Here is a 19,768-nt window from a genome sequence, read left to right as displayed (position 1 = left end):
GATGTGTTGAGCGTGACAAAGATTCTAGCCATCTACACTGGTCAAGGAATTGCTGAAAACGTACAAAAGCTATTCAGTGAACTGATACCAGACGCGAAAGTACACAGCATTATCGATGATAGTCTGATCTCAGAAGTGATTACAGAAGGTAAGGTAACCCCCTCTGTAAAGAAAAGATTAATTCAGTACTATCAACATGGTGTTGAAATCAACGCAGACATTATCTTAAACACATGCTCCTCTGTCGGAGAAGTCGCAAGCGTCGCTCGTGAATTCATAGATGTACCGATTGTGAAAATTGATGAGTTAATGGCTCAAAAAGCCGTCGAGGAGTATAAGAGAATTGGAGTAATTGCCACATTGCCATCAACGCTCAAACCAACGATGCGGCTCGTTCAGGCAAAGGCAGAAGAACAAGGAAAAGAAGTAACGGTGGTTGATGGTTTAGCAAAAGGCGCCTACCTAGCATTAGTTGGCGGAGAACCTGATAAACACGATCAACTAATTTTTGACGCCGCGAAAAGTATTGCAGACGAGGTCGATGTGTTTGTATTAGCGCAAGGTTCAATGGCGCGAATGGAAGAGAAGTTAAAGGAAATGACAGGTAAGCCTGTTATGTCCAGTCCATACCTTGGGGTTTTATCTGTGAAAAAGGCATTAGGGAAGTGAAGAAAATGAATGAACAACGAGTCATTGCCACTTATTATATTGAAACCCCTTATGATCTTCACCACGCAGCCGCTGTGATGGCAGGAGAACAATCAACAGGGACGTTTACAGCGGTACCAGGAGAGACCGACGAATTAAAAGAAAAACATGCTGCGAAAGTCATTAGTATTAAGGAAGTAGATGTGAAAAACACACCAGGTTTACCTGGTGTGAAGCTTCCCAAACAACATAATGGAAGCTATCATTGCGCGGAAGTTGTCTTATCATTTCCCCTAATAAATTTTGGACCATCCATCCCCAATTTATTATCAGCGATTGCTGGTAATTTGTATGAGCTGCAAGAGTTTTCGGGTTTGCGTTTAATAGATCTTGAATTGCCACAAGCGTTTAGTGAAAAATACACGGGACCTAAATTTGGAATCGACGGAACCCGCAAACTTGCAAACGTGTACGCTAGACCCTTATTTGGAACGATTATTAAGCCGAGCATTGGCTTAGAATTAGAAGACTTACGTCTACTAGCCCGAGAGCTACTTGACGCGGGGGTAGATTTTATCAAAGATGATGAATTAAATGGCAACCCGCCTTATGCTCCTTTAAAAGAACGAGTGAAGGTTGTTATGGAAGAGATTAATAGAAACGCCGATAAAACAGGGAAGAAAGCAATGTTTGCTTTTAATATTACGGGCGATATTGACGAGCTAAAGCAGAACCATGATTTGGTCTACGAAGCGGGTGGAACCTGTGTGATGGTGAGTATTAACAGCATTGGGCTTGCCGGACTTGCCCATTTGAATCGCTATACGGAGCTGCCTATTCATGGCCATCGCAATCAGTGGGGATTGATGACTCGTTGCCCGCAACTAGGGATGGATTTTAACGTCTATCAAAAGCTATGTCGTTTAGCGGGAGCAGATCACCTGCATGTGAATGGGTTAAATAGCAAGTTTTATGAAAGTAATGAATCCGTGGTGCGTTCAATTAAAGCATGCTTAACACCGATTAACGGGGGAGCTTCAATGCCTGTGATTTCTTCAGGGCAGTGGGGGGGGACGGCGATTGAAACATACGAAGCGACGAAAACAACCGATGTGATTCATCTTGCAGGAGGAGGCATTTTATCTCATCCTGATGGACCATCTGAAGGTGTGAAAAGTATGCAACAAGGCTGGGAGGCAGCGATAAACGGAATCTCGTTAGAAGAACATGCCAAGAAGAACCGAGCTCTAGCTAGAGCGATTGAAAAGTTCCAAAAATAAAAAAGGGGGATGGGAGGAAGATGCAGCCAGTAAAAAAGCGCTTATTAACTTTTTATGGTGATGACTTTACAGGTTCAACTGATGTGATGGAAACTCTTGCGAAGAGTGGAATCAAAGCAATGCTTTTCTTGAAATCGCCTTCGCGCGAGCTCTTAGAGGAAGAGTTTCCTGATATTGAAGCCGTAGGGGTCGCTGGTATCGGCCGCTCCTTAACTCCTGAGGAAATGGAAGAAGAGCTTCCGCCGATTTTTTCAGCGTTAGCCGGTATCCCAAGCCATATTATGCATTATAAGACTTGTTCCACGTTTGATTCGTCCACTAAAGTAGGAAATATCGGAAAGGCAATTGAGATTGCTCAATCATTTTATCAAAAGCAACGCTATATTCCTTTGCTCGTTGCTGCACCTGCTTTGAAACGGTACACGGTTTTTGGACATCACTTTGCGAGTATTGGAGAGACGACCTACCGATTAGATCGTCACCCAGTAATGTCAAGGCATGGTGTGACACCAATGGATGAAGCGGACCTTTCTATTCACTTGTCGAAACAAACCAATCAAACGATTGGATTAGTAGATATCGTCACGTTATCACAGAATTCAGCTGAAATAAAAAAGGTAATAGAGCAGCGGATAACCAGTCAAAGTAAGATTATCTTATTTGACGCTCACGATGAAAATCATATCGAAAAAGTGGGAGAAGCGCTATGGGATGAAGTAAAAGAAGAGACGATATTTGTAGTTGGATCGTCTGGGATTGAGCATGCATTAACATCAATCTGGAAACAAAAGGGTCTCACAAATGGACTTGAGAGTCATTTTGAACGGCCGGATCCGGTAGAGCAACTCATTGTGGTATCTGGAAGCTGTTCAATGGTGACACAACAGCAAATTGAGTATGCAACATCACAAGGGTTTATTGGAATCCAAATGCCTGTCCAAGACATTATGGATCCTCTGCTCAGAAATAAAGCGTATGATGATGTTTTTAAAAAGGCCAAAGAGTATATGACCGCTGGGAAGAGTATTATTTTTTACACGGCATTAGGTCCAGATGATAACAGTATTGGTCAAGTAAAGCAGTCACTTGTTTCAGAGGGGCAGAATGAGTCGGACACAGGAAAGCTTCTCGGCGAACAACTAGGAAGGCTCTGCAAAGAATTAATACGCTTATTCCATCTTAAACGTGTTGCCGTAGCAGGTGGAGACACATCGGGTTATGTATTAAAGGAATTGCAAATATTCAGTCTCGAAATGGCCGCCCCACTTGTTACAGGTGCTCCGCTTTGCAAATGTCATTCTGAAGATGAAGCGTTAGATGGGTTAGAAATTACTTTGAAGGGTGGACAGATGGGCAGGGAAGATTTCTTTGTCCAAGTGAAAAACGGCCAATAATTGATGGAAAGGGCTGATTTAATGAGTATTGCGTTAATTGGTGCTGGTGGAAAGATGGGAAATCGAATTACAGATAACCTCATGAAAACAGACCAGAGAATGTTCTATGTAGAAATTTCTGAAGCGGGAATAAAAAAGATTCAGGAAAAAGGTCTTTCGGTCACTCCTGAGGAGGAGGCTATAGCGGAAGCAGACGTTATTATTCTTGCTGTACCAGATGTCTTTATTGGTAGAATTGCAGCGTATATTGTCCCGACTATGAAAAAAGGGGCGATGTTGGTTTTATTAGATCCCGCGGCTGCTTATCTCAACAAATTACCTGAACGTCCAGATGTCTCCTACTTTATCGCCCATCCATGCCATCCTTCAATGTTTAATCATGAGGTAACGGAAGAAGGACAGCAGGATTACTTTGGGGGAGTGGCGGCGAAGCAAGCCATTGTTTGTTCGCTAATGCAAGGTCCTAAAGAGGATTATTGTATAGGGGAATCCATTGCCAAACAAATGTATGCCCCTGTAACAAACGCTCACCAAATGACCGTAGAACAAATGGCCATTCTTGAACCAACGATGGTAGAGACAATAGGGGCTGCCACCGCAATGCTATTACGTGAAGCAATGGATGAAGCGGTTAAAAAGGGAGTGCCAGAAGAAGCCACAAGAGATTTCATGTTTGGTCATATCAATACAATTTATGCGGTTGTGTTTGGGGAAGCAAATGGACAATTATCGGATGCCTGTATTGTGGCAGCCGAATATGGGAAAAAGTATTTGTTTAAAGAGGATTGGAAGCGATTATTTGAAGAAGAAAGTGTGAGAGAACAAATTGATGTGATGCTGCATCCTGAGAGGTTAAGAGAAGTTAAATAACTTGCTAGTAGCATTAGGTTTAGAGAATGAACATTTTTCTCTCGTATTAATCTGCCGTAACTAACTATGGGATGAAAGTAGGGATAGAACATAACCATTGATGTTCATGTACATTTAGGAACAGATAGGGTGTTTGATGATACCTTTACAGAGGAACAACAGTGGGAGAAAAATCATGCCTTTGATATTGACATGACCATTCTTCGACCAGCGCTCATCCATTCACTAGAGGAAGTTAAAAAACAGCATAATGATATTGCTAAACTGTCTGAACTGTATCCATTTACTTTTGTAGGAGTGGCCAATCCTAATCCACACCTTCAAGATCAAGTCTATGAAACAGAGGTACGGAGATGTATAAAGTGAGAACGATTGGATTAACAGAAGATGAGCAGAAATGGTGCTTTCTAAAAGCGCCCAATCTGTATTTAATGTAGTTACATCGAAGTAATATAGTGAACCCGATTGATAGAGTAATCTATTACTCGGGTTTATTTGCAGGAATAAAGAGAGTTTGTATCTAATTAATAAAGGGTGGGCCGTTTTATTAAAGGTGGTGAATATATTGCAACTCGTCTCAGACCTAGCTAAAAAAATAATTAATGAAGTACGACTAGTCCTGACCGAAAATATTATTGTCATAAATCATGATAGCGTAATCATTGCTTCGACTGATGATGAACGAATCGGTTCTTTTCACGAAGGTGCATTTATTGTCATGGAAACGAAGGAAAAGCTATATATTACTAAAGACATGTCCATACATCTTCAAGGAGTTAAGCCAGGTATTACGTTGCCGATTATTTTTGAAAATGAAGTGATAGGTTCTATAGGGATTACTGGTATACCCAATAAGATTGAACCGTTTGCTGAACTAATTCGTAGGATGACAGAGTTAATCATCAGGGAAGCAACTTATTTAGAAAAAAAGGAATGGGAAATGCGTGGACTGGAATCCTTTTTTTATGAATGGATATATAACCAAGAAATTGATGATGAGTTTATCAATCGTGGACAAATACTAGGGATTAATTTACAAAAGACCTATATTTGTATGCTTTTTCAGTTAAATGCATATGTCCCTCAATTCGATTTACAACAAATACAAACATATATGAATTCTTGGTTTAACAAGCAGTTTCCTCATACAAAAAATGACGTTTTCATTCGCTGGGGAAATGAAAGGTTTATCCTTTTAAAAGATGCCGATAATCCTAGTTCAATATCGAAATTCAAGTACGAATTAAGTAGATGGAAACAGTACTTTAAGAAGACATATCATTTAGATTTGGTTATAGGCGTTGCCAAAACGATCGTAAAAAAAGAAATGGCTCGTCCTTATCATGAAGCGAGCAAGGCTTTAAAAGTAGCATATCAGAGCAATAGTATCATTTTTTATGAATCATTATTGTTAGAAATTATTATAGAAGAAGTAAGGAAATCAGCAAAATTCGAATTTATCAATAAGGTCCTATTAACAATTCAGCATGAACCAGAATTAATGTCTACATTGGAATCATTCTACGAACATAACTTATCTATAAAGAAAACTGCAGAAGCAATGCATATTCATATTAATACTCTTCACTATCGTTTAAAGCAGATTCACAAATTATCAGGAATCGATCCCAAAAGTAGTTATGGTGTCTCAGTGCTCTTTCTAGCTCTAACTTTTTTAAAGCAGAAATAAATAGGAGTGAAAAAGGTGTTAATCGATAATATTTTGTACTTGAGTAAATGACTTTTAAAATATAATTATGAAAGCGTTACCAATACAAAGTGAGTGAGGAATGCTGATGAAGATAAATCAAAAATTAAAAAGCAGCAAAATTATTTTACACTTTTTAATTCCCTATATCATTATTATGTTAGTGACTCATTCAGTTGGTTTATATACTTCTTATAAAACATTAGAAATTATGAAAAGTGAGGTCGTTTCAATTAATATCAGTTCGTTAAATCAAACAAAAGATATTTTAGAAAGAAGACTTCATGAAGTCGATTTAATCATTAGACAATTGTTGAATACTCCTAGAGTGAATAATTATCAATCGGTTACACAGCCTTTTAAAGGTCTTTCAACCTACCGAACCATGGAACTTATTGAAGAATTATTTGATTACAAAGAATCAAATAATTTTATTTTTGACTACTACCTTTATTATAAGAATAGTGATTTGGTTGTATCCGCTAATACAACGTATAGAATGTCATCCTTTTATTCGTCAATGTACAATTATGAAGAGTTGGATATGAACGGTTGGCGGAAGTTTCTAACCGAGAACTACCACTTTAAAGAAATATTACCTAGTCAAACTATGAAAATTCAGAATCAAACAAAATCGCTAATCACGTACGTTCAATCGCTTGGTCTACCCTTTTCTTCTCATGGGGCAATTGTAATTTTATTGAATAATGATGAAATTCATAAGATGCTAGGGCGACACAGTAAATCTGATGAGGGATGGGCTTATATTTTGAATGCAGATGGCGAGATTATTACTTCTGTTTCTTGGACGGGTGAAGAGATTATTCCAATTAATATACCGGAAAATAATGAAGGGATGTTGGAGAAGAAAATCAATTCAAAGGATATGATTATTACGTACACAAAATCAAGTGATAATGGCTGGGTATACGTAATGGCGAAACCGACTAGTACGGTAATGAGTATTGTCAATACGATTCAAAAGACAGCTGTCATAACGCTTATTCTTTCATTGTTTATGGGAGTAATCATTGCATTGTTTATGGCTAAAAGAAATAGTAAGCCCCTAAACTCAATTCTCCGTAAAGTTACAGAAAGTTTCGATGGTGATACTATGGAAACAAAAGATGCTTATCGCTTAATTGAAGGTACCATAGCTAGGTTAGCTAGTGATAATGATGAACTTGAAAAAAAGGTAAAAGATCAAATACCTATTTTGAGGTTGACCTTCTTCGAGCAATTGTTGAAAGGTGAGTTTACGACAGAGCAGGATATGAAAAGGTTATTAGTTCATACTGGGGTTTCGATTACAGGCAACTATTATTGTGTCGCTATTTTTCATTTGAAGGATTTTAAAAATAATGAGAAAGATGAACTACTACAATTAGATAAAGCGAGAGTGTTAGCAAAGGAACTTATCTTAAATCTCACTCACGAGAATTGTCATGTTCATAATCTTGAGGAGGATCAAATTGCATTGCTGTACACCTGTAATTTGAAGGATGAGAATCTCTGTAGAACTAAATTAACGACTATAATAAACCAAGTAGGGGACGTATTGTCGAACCAACTACTGATTCAGTCAACGATTGCTGTCGGTAGCTTGTATGAAAATATCTCAGGTGTGCCTCGTTCCTTTGAAGAGGCAAAGAAAGCACTAAGTACAAGCAGTTTTCAAAATAAAAAAGCTATGATATGGTACGAAAACCTTCCTAAATGGAATTATTCATTTCACTATCCTTTTGAAGTTGAAAGCAGACTAATTAATTTTGTGAAAGCGGGCGATGAAAAAGAAACAGGACTTCTATTAAATCAGTTATACGAGGAAAATTTCATTAAAAAACAGCTATCATTTCCACTTTCACAATTATTTATGTACGAACTAATGGGAACGCTATCGAAGTTAGCAGAACATGTCAATAAATCAGAAGAAAATAGAGATAATTATCTTGCTGTCTTGCTTACACAGATGGAATTAAAGAAAGATTTACAGAAAACCTATAAAATCATTGAAAATGTGTTTTATGATTTATGTAATGATATTAATGAACGTAAAAAGAGTCGGAATGTTGAACTCAAAGATAATATTAAAGAGTATATTCAGGCTAATTTTTCTGATTCAGATTTATGTTTGGCCAAGACAGCAGAGATTTTTAATATGTCGGAAGTTTATTTATCACAGTTTTTTAAAGAGCAGAACGGTGAAAACTTCTCTGACTATTTAGAGAAATTACGGATGAGTCATGCATGCGAGTACTTACAAAATTCTACGATGTCTATAAACGAAATTACTAGCAAAACAGGCTATAACACAGCCAATACATTTGGTCGAGCCTTTAAAAGAATCCACGGAGTTAGTGCTTCCGCGTTTCGAAAGCTTAAAAAAGAGAGCTAGGTTGTTAGAAGAACCTTCAAGATATATTCTTGAAGGTTTTTTGATGAAAAGATTGGGTAAGAAGTAAATCTGTAAAGTGTAGAAAGGAATAGGGAGCTTTTTTTAATAGCATATAAAACGTTGATATACCAGTTGGTTTGGAGAACTTTCTTAACTATTGCACAGTTGAAAGTCAGATGGAGAAAGCAGATTATAAAGAAATGCATGGTTAAAAAGTGAATACAGATTTACTAAATTATGCTTGCAGTCAATAATAAGCACATACCAATGACAACGCTTTCTTAACTGGGAGCTGTAAAATTAAAAGGGAGGTGCTAATCGTTTATGAGTACAGTAAAACCGCAACCGAGGCTTCAGAAAGAACAAATTAAACCAAGTCCTTTATTTAATAGAGGAAGAAGAAGGCTTCGATACATGATGAAACGCTGGCAATTATATGTATTGTTATCTCCAGCTGTTTTGTATTTATTGATTTTCCAATATTACCCAATGTATGGAGCCCAAATAGCCTTTAAACGCTACAATACGATGGTTGGAATTTGGAAAAGTGAATGGATTGGTTTTGAGCATTTTATCCGTTTCTTTAATTCATATGATTTCTGGATGATTATGCGAAATACGATTGGGCTTAGTATATATGAGTTGATTGTGAGCTTCCCGCTTCCGATTATTCTAGCCCTAAGTTTGAATTATGTAAGGAAACATCTTTTTAAAAAATCAGTACAGATGATTACGTATGCACCTCATTTCATCTCTGTCGTTGTTATGGTGGGGATGTTAGTACAATTCCTTGATCCAAGGGCTGGAATTTTGAATGCTTTATTAGGTTTGTTTGGTGTAGAGCCAATTAACTTTATGGCGCAGGCTGGGATGTTTAAATCTATTTATGTCTGGTCAACCGTTTGGCAAAGTACGGGATTTGCCTGCATCATTTATTTAGCAGCACTCGCTAGTGTAGACCCAGCACAACATGAAGCGGCTGTTGTTGACGGGGCTACAAAAATGCAACGAATCTGGCATATTGATATTCCTAGCATTCTACCGATAGCGATAATTCTATTAATTCTCAATACAGGTCAAATGTTAAACATAGGTTACGAAAAGGTACTATTGATGCAAAATCCTTTGAACTTAAGGGCATCAGAAATTATTGATACCTATGTTTATAAAGTAGGTCTCACATCTCAGGCACCTAATTTCTCATATGCAACAGCAATAGGACTATTTAAGTCGGTTGTTAGTTTATTTCTATTATTAACTGTTAATAAGATTGCTAAGAAAACTGGACAATCAAGCTTATGGTGAGAGGAGGAAACCATCCATGGAAAACCAACATATAAAAGACGGGGTGTCAGATAAAATTTTCGCGGCTATGAATACGATTTTTTTATGTATTGTTGCGTTAATTGTCTTGTATCCACTTATTTATATTGTAAGCGCTTCATTTAGTTCGCCTTCAGCTGTACTTTCAGGAAAGGTATGGCTGTGGCCAGTCGAGCCAACCTTAAAAGGATATAAAGCAGTTTTTGAATATAAACGAGTCTGGACTGGTTTTGCTAATTCTCTATTTTATACGACCGTTGGTACAATGCTAAACGTCACGATAACGGTAATGGCGGCGTATGCCTTATCTCGGAAAGATTTAGTTGGTAGAAACTTAGTCATGATGTTGTGTGTGTTTACGATGTTATTTCATGCTGGGATTATTCCTATCTATTTAGTTGTTCAGGAATTAGGACTATTGAATACACGATGGGCGATGATTTTACCAACAGCGTTAGCCGTTTGGAATTTGATTATTGCGAGGACCTTTTTCCAAGTAACAATCCCTGATGAATTATTAGAAGCAGCACAAATAGATGGATGTAGTGATTTCAAGTTCTTTTTTAAAGTAGTTGTTCCGCTGTCAGCACCAATTATAGCTGTTTTAACACTTTTTTATGCTGTTGGACATTGGAACCAATACTTTCAAGCGTTACTTTATATTCGGGATCCGAACCTTTTCCCTTTGCAAATCATCCTAAGAGATATTCTCATTCGAAATGAAGTTGATGCATCGATGATAGCAGATGTAAGAGCTGCCGCGGAACAAGATGGTCTAAGACAATTATTAAAATATTCATTAATTGTTATAGCAAGTATACCTGTATTAGTTATCTTTCCTTTCGTGCAAAAGCATTTTGTTAAGGGGGTGATGATTGGGTCGTTAAAGGGGTAAGGCGTTGAGCATTAAGACAGACAGGTGAACAATTAAGTTTGAAAATTATCTGAGGAGGTCGGATTATGTTAAAAGTTTCTAGGCTAAGCGTGTTAATTGCATTGATATTTTCTGTTTTGTTAGTAGGGTGTTCGAATGAGTCATCTTCAGAAGAGGCTGTGGATGCTTCTACAGATACGAATCTAGATACAGAGTCTAATTTAACAGAGCCGGGCACGTTTCCTATCGTAAAAGAACCCGTTGAACTTACTATTTTGATAGCTGGTGATTCAAAGGTTGAAGATTTTCAAACAAATGCATTTACAAAGTGGTATGAAGAATTAACAAATGTCAAAGTGAATTTCGAAGTTGCGCCGGTTGGTGGTTCGGCTGAAACGCTAAATTTACGTCTTGCAAGTGGGGACTTACCTGATATCTTTTTAGGAATGGGTGTTACGAGAGCACAGGAAATGATTTATGGTCCTCAAGGAGTATTTTTGCCATTAAACGACTTAATTGAAGAACATGGATTTTTTATGAAACAGGCATTTGAAGAACAGTCCAAATATTTAAGCGCTATAACCACTCCAGATGGAAATATCTACAGCCTCCCTGAAATTAATGAGTGCTATCATTGTTCGGTTCCAATGAAAATGTGGATGAATGAACCGTTTTTAGAAAAAGTCGGTCTAGATGTTCCACAAACAACCGAGGAATTCTACCAAGCTTTAAAAGCATTTAAAGAACAAGATCCAAATAACAATGGAAAAGCGGATGAGGTTCCATTAGCTGGGGCGATTCGTTCTGGGTCAACAAAAGCAGTGGAGACACAGGTTGAAATGTTTCTAATGAACTCCTTTGTGTACACTCCCCATACGAGAATGTTTTTAGAAAATGGTGAAGTGAAGGCTAGTTTTAATCAGGATGGTTGGAAGGAAGGAATAAATTTTCTTCATAAGCTTTATTCTGAAGGTTTACTTGTTGGGGAATCTTTTACTCAAGACGAGCAACAATTAAGACAACTTGGAGAAAATTCAGAAGGTCCTATTTTGGGAGCATTTCCGGGGATTTATTTAGGGAATGCAACAGAAATTGGTAGCGAGAGTGGTAGATGGTTAGAATACACAACGGTGCCTCCTTTAGAAGGTCCAGATGGTACTCGCTATGCTGTGAAAAATGATTATCAGTTAAATACAGGTAAATTTGTGATTACAAGCGCAACGGAGCACGCTGAAGTTGCCTTGCGTTGGGCCGATGGTTTCTTTAATGAAGATATTATGGACCGAGTTTTTAATGGGATCCCGGGCGAGGATTTTGTTGAGGCTGGTCCGGATGAGGTTGGTATTGATGGGGGGCCTGCAAAATACAAACTAATTACTCCTTATGGTGCAGTTACTAATAATCATTGGTACCAAAAGGTTCCTGTTTATAACTATAGTGCAACTCGTTTAGCGTGGTCCGCTGGAGATGATCCGGCTCAAAATAACGAGGTTATCTTATATGAACATTCAAGAGATAACTATATGCCATATGCAGCACCACTTGACATGCAAATTCCACTTCTCTATTTCACAGAAGAACAAAGCATGGAGATGGCTGATTTAGAAAAAACAGTGAAGGATTATGTTGACCAAATGCTTGCTCGCTTTATTACAGGTGAGATGAATGTTGAGACCGAGTGGGATAATTACCTTCATAACTTAGACAATATGGGGTTACCTCGATTACTCCAGATGAATCAGGAAGCCTATGATGCGTTAAATTAATATTTTTGGGAGAGGAAAAAGAGACCTCTCCTATTCTATTAAGGAAAGGAAGAGATGGTTTTGACCAAAAAAATTTATAAAATCGGTGTTGTTGGTTTAGGGGAAGGTCGTAGTATTATGTCTGCGACTTTACAAAGCTCGCAGTGGGAGTTAATAAAAGTATGTGATTTAAATGAAACTGTTTGTATTGAACGAGCAGAGGAATTTAATTTCCCTCACTGGACGAAAGATTATCGTGAACTGCTTGCAGATGAGGAAATTGAGGTTATTGCTATTTATACACCTGATCAATTGCATTTTACTCATATTAAACAGGCATTACTGGCAGGAAAGCATGTGATTTGTACGAAGCCACTTCTAGTTTCATTAGGTGATGCCAAGGAATTAATACAGTTGGTTGAAGAGACCCAGAAGAAGGTGTTTGTTGGTCAAAGTTCACGTTTTTATGAGCCAATGATTCACCAAAGGAAAGACTTTGAAGAAGGGAAGCATGGTGAATTGCAAACAATGGAAGCCCATTATATTACAGATGGTAGATGGTTTTTAAAAAGAGACTGGAGTAAGGATAAAGGTTTTAGTTGGATGTACAATTTTATGATTCATGCGGTCGATTTGGTTCGTTGGTATATGCCTGAAGTAGAAGAGGTCGTAGGATTCGGGCGTGTTAGTAAAACAAGTAAAGAGCAAGGTATTGATGTCTGGGATAATATGAGGTTTTTATTGAGAGATTCGGATGGACGAATTGCAACAGTTTCAGGAAATTATACATTACCTACATTGGGTAGAGAGGTTGAGCCTTCAATTGGTTGTACCCTAAGAGGAACCAGGGGGACCACACGTTCCGAATATTTAAACTTAGATTACTATACTCATTTTTCTGGGGAAGGCAAGAAGAAGAATAACTTTGATGAAAAACATGGGTATTTCTTTCGCTTTGAGGGGGAGAGTCATCATGCAGGGGAGTATCAAAATTACATTGAATATTTTGCTACCTGCTTAGATGAAGGGAAAACACCCCTACCTAATGTAACGGAAGGAGTTCGAACGATTGCAGTTATGGAAGCGATGCAAAAAAGTGCACAAATGGGTGGTTCGCTCGTAAGGGTACAAGATATTTTAGAGGAATATGAGCTTGCTGAGTACTACAAAAATTAGTATCTCTGAAACTCAGAAATACAGGAGGTTGAGAGAATTGAAATTAATGTATGATAAGCCGGCTTGCTCTTGGACTGAAGCTCTTCCAATTGGAAATGGTCGACTAGGTGCAATGATATTTGGAGGAGTTGAACAGGAACGAATTCAGTTGAATGAAGACACGCTGTGGTCTGGCTTTCCAAAAGACTGGAATAATCCAAAGTCAAAAAAGATGTTACCAGAAATAAGAAGCTTGATTTCAAAAGGAGAGTATGAACAAGCTGAAAAAATTAGTAAATCGTCGATGATGGGTCCCTATACCCAAAGTTATCAACCCTTTGGTGATTTGCATTTACATTTCTATCATGGGAATTTAACGAGAAAGTATTACCGGGAATTAAGTCTAGAAGATGCGATTGTTAAAGTGAATTACCAAATTGGTGAGGTTGAATACACGAGAGAAGTCTTTTCCTCATTTCCTGATCAGGTCATTGTTGTGCGTGTGAGTGCAAGCAAAAAAGGCATGCTTAATTTTAAAGCGACCCTAACTAGCAAACTTCATTCTACTCAAATTTCAACAGAACAGGCCCTTTTAATTAAAGGGGTCTGTCCTGAAAATGTCGACCCAAATTATTATCATACGGACGAACCAGTGAAGTATGGAGAAAAGACCACGACAAAAGCGATGAGATTTGAAGGCAGACTCGAGGTGAAAGTAGACGATAAAGGACAATTCTCCATAGACAATAACGGTATCCATATACATGGAGCAACAAATGCCCTGCTCATTTTTTCGGGGGCAACTAGTTTTAACGGCTTTGACAAATGTCCAGGTACCGAGGGAAAGGATCCGGGGTTGAACGCAAAGCGAGATGTTAAGTCGGCTTCTTGCAAGTCCTATAAAGAATTGCTACAAAATCATAAAGACGATTATCAGGTATTATATCAACGGGTAGCTCTTCAGTTAGGGGAATCGCCTGTACCCGAACAGACAACAACTGACCAACGATTAACAAGATATGGAGCGAATGACCCTAAATTAATTGAACTTCTTTTTCAATACGGTCGTTATTTGATGATATCTAGTTCAAGACCAGGTACGCAACCAGCAAACCTGCAAGGAATTTGGAATCATGAAGTTAGACCAATGTGGAGCTGTAATTATACATTGAATATAAATGCTCAAATGAATTATTGGCCTGCAGAAGTATGTAATTTATCAGAATGCCATGAGCCACTGTTACGGTTTATTTCTGAGCTTGCGGAAAATGGGAAAGAAACAGCGGAGATAAATTATGGATGCCGTGGGTGGTTAGCTCATCATAACTCAGATATATGGAGACAATCAGCACCAGCTGGAGATTATGGACATGGAAATCCTCTTTGGGCAAACTGGCCAATGGCAGCGGCATGGCTTTGTCAACATTTATGGGAGCATTACTTATTTAATCAGGATAAACAATATCTAAAGGAGCATAGCTATCCTCTAATGAAAGATGCTGCTCTGTTTTACTTAGATTGGTTAGTTGAGGACGGGAAAGGAAATCTCATTACTTCTCCTTCAACATCACCCGAACATAATTTTCTGACGGAAGACGGTCACAAAGCGGCCCTAAGTCAAGCAACAACAATGGATTCCTCCTTGATTTGGGAGCTTTTTACAAATTGTATGAAGGCATCAGTTGTGTTAGAAACGGATCGACTGTTCTATGAAGAATTACAACAAGCAAGAAATTGCTTACTCCCAATGCAAGTTGGGCGATACGGACAGCTACAGGAATGGTCTGAGGATTTTCAAGACGAGGATAAACACCATCGACATGTTTCACATTTATATGGCGTTTATCCAGGTTATCAAATAACGAGAAAGAATCCAGAGCTTTTTCACGCAGCTTTAACATCTCTCGAACGACGCGGAGATGAAGGAACTGGCTGGAGTTTAGGGTGGAAGGTGTGCTTGTGGGCTCGTTTTCGAAATGGAGATCGTGCGTTGGGCTTACTTTCAAATTTACTTCAACTTGTAGAAGAGAATGCTGAAACAAATTTCCACCGGGGAGGAGTCTATCTTAACCTCTTCGATGCCCATCCCCCCTTTCAAATTGATGGAAATTTTGGTGCGACAGCCGGAATTGCAGAGATGCTTCTACAATCCCATGAAGAGATGATTCATTTGCTGCCAGCTCTTCCGAAGGCATGGCCAACAGGGAAGGTAAGGGGTCTGCGGGCACGACATGGCTTTGAGGTGAATCTTAGTTGGGACGATGGAAAGCTAAAATCAGCAGAAATTAAATCTGATTTAGGAGGTCTATGTCGTATCAAAGTGAATAAATCCTTCCAAATTCTCTGCGAGGGTACGCCTATTTCTTATCATAATGATGACAATGTGTACGTTTTTCAAACAGAATCAGGCAAAGCCTATCAATTATTTTCTAAAACAATTATGGAGGTTGAAGGAAATGTTTGAAGTAGAAAAAACAGTTGGGGATTCTAGATGGTTTACCCATGATCGATTTGGAATGTATATTCATTGGGGGCTTTACACACTTGGAGCAAGGCATGAATGGTTGAAATCTCGTGAATTTATGAACAGTGAGCAATACCAAAAGTATTTTAAACACTTTGATCCCGATATGTATGACCCAAAGTTATGGGCGCAGTTAGCTGCAGACGCAGGGATGAAATATTTTGTTGTCACGACTAAGCATCATGAAGGCTTTTGCTTATGGGATTCAAAACTAACAGATTACAAGTCAACGAATACGCCAACTGGACGTGATTTACTTAGACCGATGCTTGATGCATTTCGTGAAAAAGATATAAAGGCGGGCTTGTACTATTCCTTACTAGATTGGCATCATCCTCATTACACGGTCGATGTAAAGCATCCCCTGCGATACGATGAAGAGTTTCTAAAACAGAGTAAAGAACGAGATTTTCAAAAATACATTGATTATCTATTCGGTCAAACAAAGGAGCTACTCAGTGATTATGGAAAGATAGATGTAATGTTCTATGACTTTTCGATTCCTTCATTAGAAGGTTTTCCAGGAAAAGGGAAAGAGGAGTGGCAAAGTGATAAGCTTGTAAAATTAATACGTGAACTACAGCCGCAAATTATGCTTAATGATCGATTGCAGATAAAAGGCGATATCACGACACCAGAACAATATCAGCCGAGAGAATGGATTAAAGTAAATGGAAAACGAGTAGTGTGGGAGGCTTGCCATACGTTTAGCGGTTCTTGGGGTTATTATCGAGACGAGGAGTCTTGGAAAAGTGTTGATACGCTTATCCAAATGCTAATTGATACTGTAGCCAAAGGCGGGAACTTACTATTAAATGTTGGACCAACTGGCCGTGGGGAATTTGACGAACGAGCTATTGATAGGTTGAAAGGGATTGGTGAGTGGATGAAGAGACATAATCAATCCATTTATGGATGTACGGCAGCACCTGAATCCTTTGTTAGTCCACAAGATTGTCGCTTAACCTATAATCCTAGTAAAAAGCGATTGTATCTACACGTGTTTAACTGGCCATTTAAACATCTACATCTTCCAGGCTTTTCAGGAAAGGTCGAGTATGCACAATTGGTTAACGATGCTTCAGAAGTCAAGATGATTGAAGGTAAACAGGAAATGTCGATGGAGGCAGGGGCCTTTAATGAAGGCAGACCACAGGATACATTAACATTACAGCTTCCTATTAAGAAACCAAATGTAACTGTGCCAGTTATTGAATTATTCTTGAGGTAAGGCGAGAGTTCCATGAAACATGCTTTTCATAGGAGATGGAATAATGGCAAAAAAACGAACCAATCATAAAACAAAACTGGGACTTCAAGGGCCAGTCGTTGCCTGGCAGGATTCTTGGGCTAAAGAGCAATCTGATAATATTATGAGAACAGGCACGGGAAAAGTTTACCCATCCCAAGATGCCACACCAACCCCAAGGAGCTTTGTGAAAGAGATGCAAGGCATGGGAGCTGAATTTTATGTTCATCACATGTTTCCTAGCTTAGTAGGACAATCAGAAGTTATTGGAGATATGGTGAACTATGGAATGGACATATGTATAGGGAATGAATATGGAAATATTAATGGTCCATATGTGGAAGGAACGAACCGGTATGATGTTCCTGATTCTGTGATTGCTGAAGCAGCGCGAAGTGGCAGATTAATTGGATTATTATACGATGAACCAGAGCATTTACAAATCAATGCAAGTCAATATCGTAAAGATGGTTTTTTTCCTCACTGGGCCAAAACGGATGGCTTAACATTAGACCAGGCCGCCCGAAAGGTTACTAAAGCCGTTGCGAACAGAGTAAAGCATACGGAGGAGTTAATAAGAAAAGAAGGCATGCAAACGAATACTATCCCTTTAGTAACCGAACAAGTTTTTCCAGTAATGTTCCATACCCAAGCACGAGGTGGGATGGTCGTCTGTCCAAAAACAATGAAAGAATCCTTTCAGTCTTTACAATTATCAACAGCTCTAGGTGCAGCGAAGCAATATGGGAAAGACATGTGGATATGCGTAGATTTATGGGGACCTGACGTAGGAGAGTGGTTTATTCGGACCTCAGGTTTCCCCGGTCACTCACCTGGGGAGTACGCATCTGCATTAAGGATGAGTTATCTCATGAGACCGAGTCATCTTTTTACAGAAAATATTGATGTACTCCTGAAGTATGAAAATGCGACGTTCAGCAAAACTGTTTTTGGGGAAGTTTGGGATGAATTTGTTCATAAGTACATTCCCGAAAATCGATTACAGTGGAACCATAGACAAGTAAATCCTGATATTGTCTTTATTCACTCAGATGATAGTAATTATGGACAAAATACACGGTTATTTGGAAACCGTCAGTTAGTTGGCTGGGAAAAGTCGCAAAGTATTTTTCACGTATGGCATTTACTTAGTCATAAGAAAATTCCTCCGCACGGAAGCTGTATGCATATCTCGGGTTATGACTTTCCCAGGCATCGCTTAAAAGAAGAAGTTCCATTGGAGAAGTTCCCCCTTAGGAATGGGAGAATTTGGGATGGGGACCGAGAACACCCGCTATTTTATCCAGTAAACAATGTTGTTGTGTACGATGAATTTGTCAAAGAGATCCAATTAGGGAATCCAAAATTATTAATTGCAGCGGGCACAAGAATTTCCTTAGAATCGCTAGCTGCGCTTAGAAAAAAAGCGGAGAACGGCTCTACTGTTATTATTGCCCAGTGGCTCACCACAGAGAGTTGGTCTGAAAGTAGGAGAGTTGGTGAAGGGGTATGGTTGGTCACTGAAAATTTTCTAGAAGACTCGTCTGTACATGAAACAATGCGTCCGTTTCTCGGTACCGACCAATGTTGGATGCAGCGTTTTGGTGATGAAGAACTAAGAATATATCCATCAGATCAAGATGGCTTCGAACTGAACTTTGAAAGAAGAACGATAAAGGAGTAAGGAGGAGGAAATAATGAATCTCAAGTATAAGTTTAACGTGCCGCCTCAGAAGAAAATCCGTTTAATTATCAATTCTGATGCGAAGAACGAGGCTGATGATCAATTTGCAATTGTCCATGCAGTATTAACACCACTTTTTCAAATCGAAGGAATCATAGCGGCACATTACGGTACCGAAAGAGACTTGGATTCGATGGAGAAGAGCTATCGAGAAATAAAACATGTCTTAGATTTAATGACCTGTGATGACATACCAGTGGTGAGGGGCGCCACACGTGGATTAACCGATGAACAGACAGCCGAAATGTCAGAAGGATCTTCACTCATTATTAAAGAAGCATTGAAAGACGATCCAAGACCATTATTTGTCGTTTTTCTAGGGCCGATTACAGATCTTGCCTCAGCCTACTTACAAAATCCAGATATATCTGGGAGGCTAACTGCCATTTGGATTGGTGGTGGGGCTTGGCCACATGGGGCAGATGAATTTAATCTGAGTAATGATATTCATGCAGTAAATGTTGTATTTAAGGCGAATCTTGAGCTATGGCAAGTACCTAAACCTGCATATTCAGGTATACGCGTTAGTATTGCAGAGTTACAGCATAAAGTACAACCATACGGAGAAATTGGAAACTATCTATTCCAACAGCTTGTAGAATTAAATGAGAAATTAACGTCAGGACGTTGGCCATTTGGCGAAAGTTGGTCAATGGGTGATTCTCCAGCGATTAGCTTGCTACTCGATGCTCATCGCTTTGATTATCAAATGAGACCAGCCCCGTTGGTGACGAACGACATGAATTATATCCATTATCAACAAGAACGACAAATCCGTGTTTATGATTATATTGATGCTCGGTATACCTTAGAAGATATGTATGCAAAGTTGGCAATTAATTTCCCGAATGAGTAATGG

The 19,768-nt window shown here is 38.8% G+C and carries 15 protein-coding genes; all 15 read left to right on the top strand.

The window, feature by feature from the left end; genetic code table 11:
- Window positions 1–12: 12 nt before the first annotated feature.
- The 15 genes from CEF19_RS07505 to CEF19_RS07435 all read left to right on the top strand — a co-directional run bounded on the left by CEF19_RS07505 (window position 13) and on the right by CEF19_RS07435 (window position 19,765).
- The gene (locus CEF19_RS07505; RefSeq protein ID WP_100405523.1) at window positions 13–669 is read left to right on the top strand and encodes an aspartate/glutamate racemase family protein; all 657 of its coding nucleotides are present in this window, start codon (window positions 13–15) and stop codon (window positions 667–669) included.
- A 5-nt stretch (window positions 670–674) separates the two neighbouring features.
- Entirely contained in the window at window positions 675–1,928 is a 1,254-nt protein-coding gene (locus CEF19_RS07500) for a ribulose-bisphosphate carboxylase large subunit family protein (RefSeq protein ID WP_100405522.1), read from the top strand.
- 20 nt (window positions 1,929–1,948) lie between these two features.
- Window positions 1,949–3,322 carry a four-carbon acid sugar kinase family protein gene (locus tag CEF19_RS07495; protein ID WP_100405521.1) on the top strand — a complete coding sequence of 458 codons (1,374 nt, stop codon included), beginning with the start codon at window positions 1,949–1,951 and terminating at the stop codon, window positions 3,320–3,322.
- A 21-nt stretch (window positions 3,323–3,343) separates the two neighbouring features.
- The gene (locus CEF19_RS07490; RefSeq protein ID WP_100408241.1) at window positions 3,344–4,192 is read left to right on the top strand and encodes a phosphogluconate dehydrogenase C-terminal domain-containing protein; all 849 of its coding nucleotides are present in this window, start codon (window positions 3,344–3,346) and stop codon (window positions 4,190–4,192) included.
- A 129-nt stretch (window positions 4,193–4,321) separates the two neighbouring features.
- Window positions 4,322–4,558 carry an amidohydrolase family protein gene (locus CEF19_RS07485; RefSeq protein WP_100405520.1) on the top strand — a complete coding sequence of 79 codons (237 nt, stop codon included), beginning with the start codon at window positions 4,322–4,324 and terminating at the stop codon, window positions 4,556–4,558.
- Window positions 4,559–4,757: 199 nt separating this feature from the next.
- The gene (locus tag CEF19_RS07480; RefSeq protein WP_157800898.1) at window positions 4,758–5,882 is read left to right on the top strand and encodes a CdaR family transcriptional regulator; all 1,125 of its coding nucleotides are present in this window, start codon (window positions 4,758–4,760) and stop codon (window positions 5,880–5,882) included.
- Between the two features lie 106 nt (window positions 5,883–5,988).
- The gene (locus CEF19_RS07475; RefSeq protein WP_157800897.1) at window positions 5,989–8,295 is read left to right on the top strand and encodes a helix-turn-helix domain-containing protein; all 2,307 of its coding nucleotides are present in this window, start codon (window positions 5,989–5,991) and stop codon (window positions 8,293–8,295) included.
- A 324-nt stretch (window positions 8,296–8,619) separates the two neighbouring features.
- Entirely contained in the window at window positions 8,620–9,600 is a 981-nt protein-coding gene (locus tag CEF19_RS07470) for an ABC transporter permease (protein WP_100405517.1), read from the top strand.
- Window positions 9,601–9,616: 16 nt separating this feature from the next.
- Entirely contained in the window at window positions 9,617–10,513 is an 897-nt protein-coding gene (locus CEF19_RS07465; RefSeq protein ID WP_100405516.1) for a carbohydrate ABC transporter permease, read from the top strand.
- A 65-nt stretch (window positions 10,514–10,578) separates the two neighbouring features.
- Entirely contained in the window at window positions 10,579–12,258 is a 1,680-nt protein-coding gene (locus CEF19_RS07460; protein WP_100405515.1) for an extracellular solute-binding protein, read from the top strand.
- Window positions 12,259–12,318: 60 nt separating this feature from the next.
- Entirely contained in the window at window positions 12,319–13,413 is a 1,095-nt protein-coding gene (locus tag CEF19_RS07455) for a Gfo/Idh/MocA family protein (protein ID WP_227521944.1), read from the top strand.
- Window positions 13,414–13,450: 37 nt separating this feature from the next.
- Window positions 13,451–15,856, top strand: a complete 2,406-nt coding sequence (locus tag CEF19_RS07450; RefSeq protein WP_100405514.1) for a glycoside hydrolase family 95 protein — start codon at window positions 13,451–13,453, stop codon at window positions 15,854–15,856.
- Window positions 15,849–17,147, top strand: coding sequence for an alpha-L-fucosidase (locus CEF19_RS07445; RefSeq protein ID WP_100405513.1), 1,299 nt, complete (start codon window positions 15,849–15,851; stop codon window positions 17,145–17,147). The genes CEF19_RS07450 and CEF19_RS07445 overlap by 8 nt, the downstream gene beginning before the upstream one ends.
- 43 nt (window positions 17,148–17,190) lie before the next feature.
- Window positions 17,191–18,849, top strand: a complete 1,659-nt coding sequence (locus tag CEF19_RS07440; protein ID WP_100405512.1) for a hypothetical protein — start codon at window positions 17,191–17,193, stop codon at window positions 18,847–18,849.
- 13 nt (window positions 18,850–18,862) lie between these two features.
- Window positions 18,863–19,765, top strand: coding sequence for a nucleoside hydrolase (locus CEF19_RS07435; protein ID WP_100405511.1), 903 nt, complete (start codon window positions 18,863–18,865; stop codon window positions 19,763–19,765).
- Window positions 19,766–19,768: the final 3 nt, after the last annotated feature.

The sequence above is a fragment of the Bacillus solitudinis genome (assembly GCF_002797395.1).
GTDB classification, from domain to species: Bacteria; Bacillota; Bacilli; order Bacillales; family Bacillaceae_D; genus Halalkalibacter_A; species Halalkalibacter_A solitudinis.
Note: the sequence above shows the minus strand (reverse complement) of the source record. Positions and strands in the feature narration are given on the sequence as shown.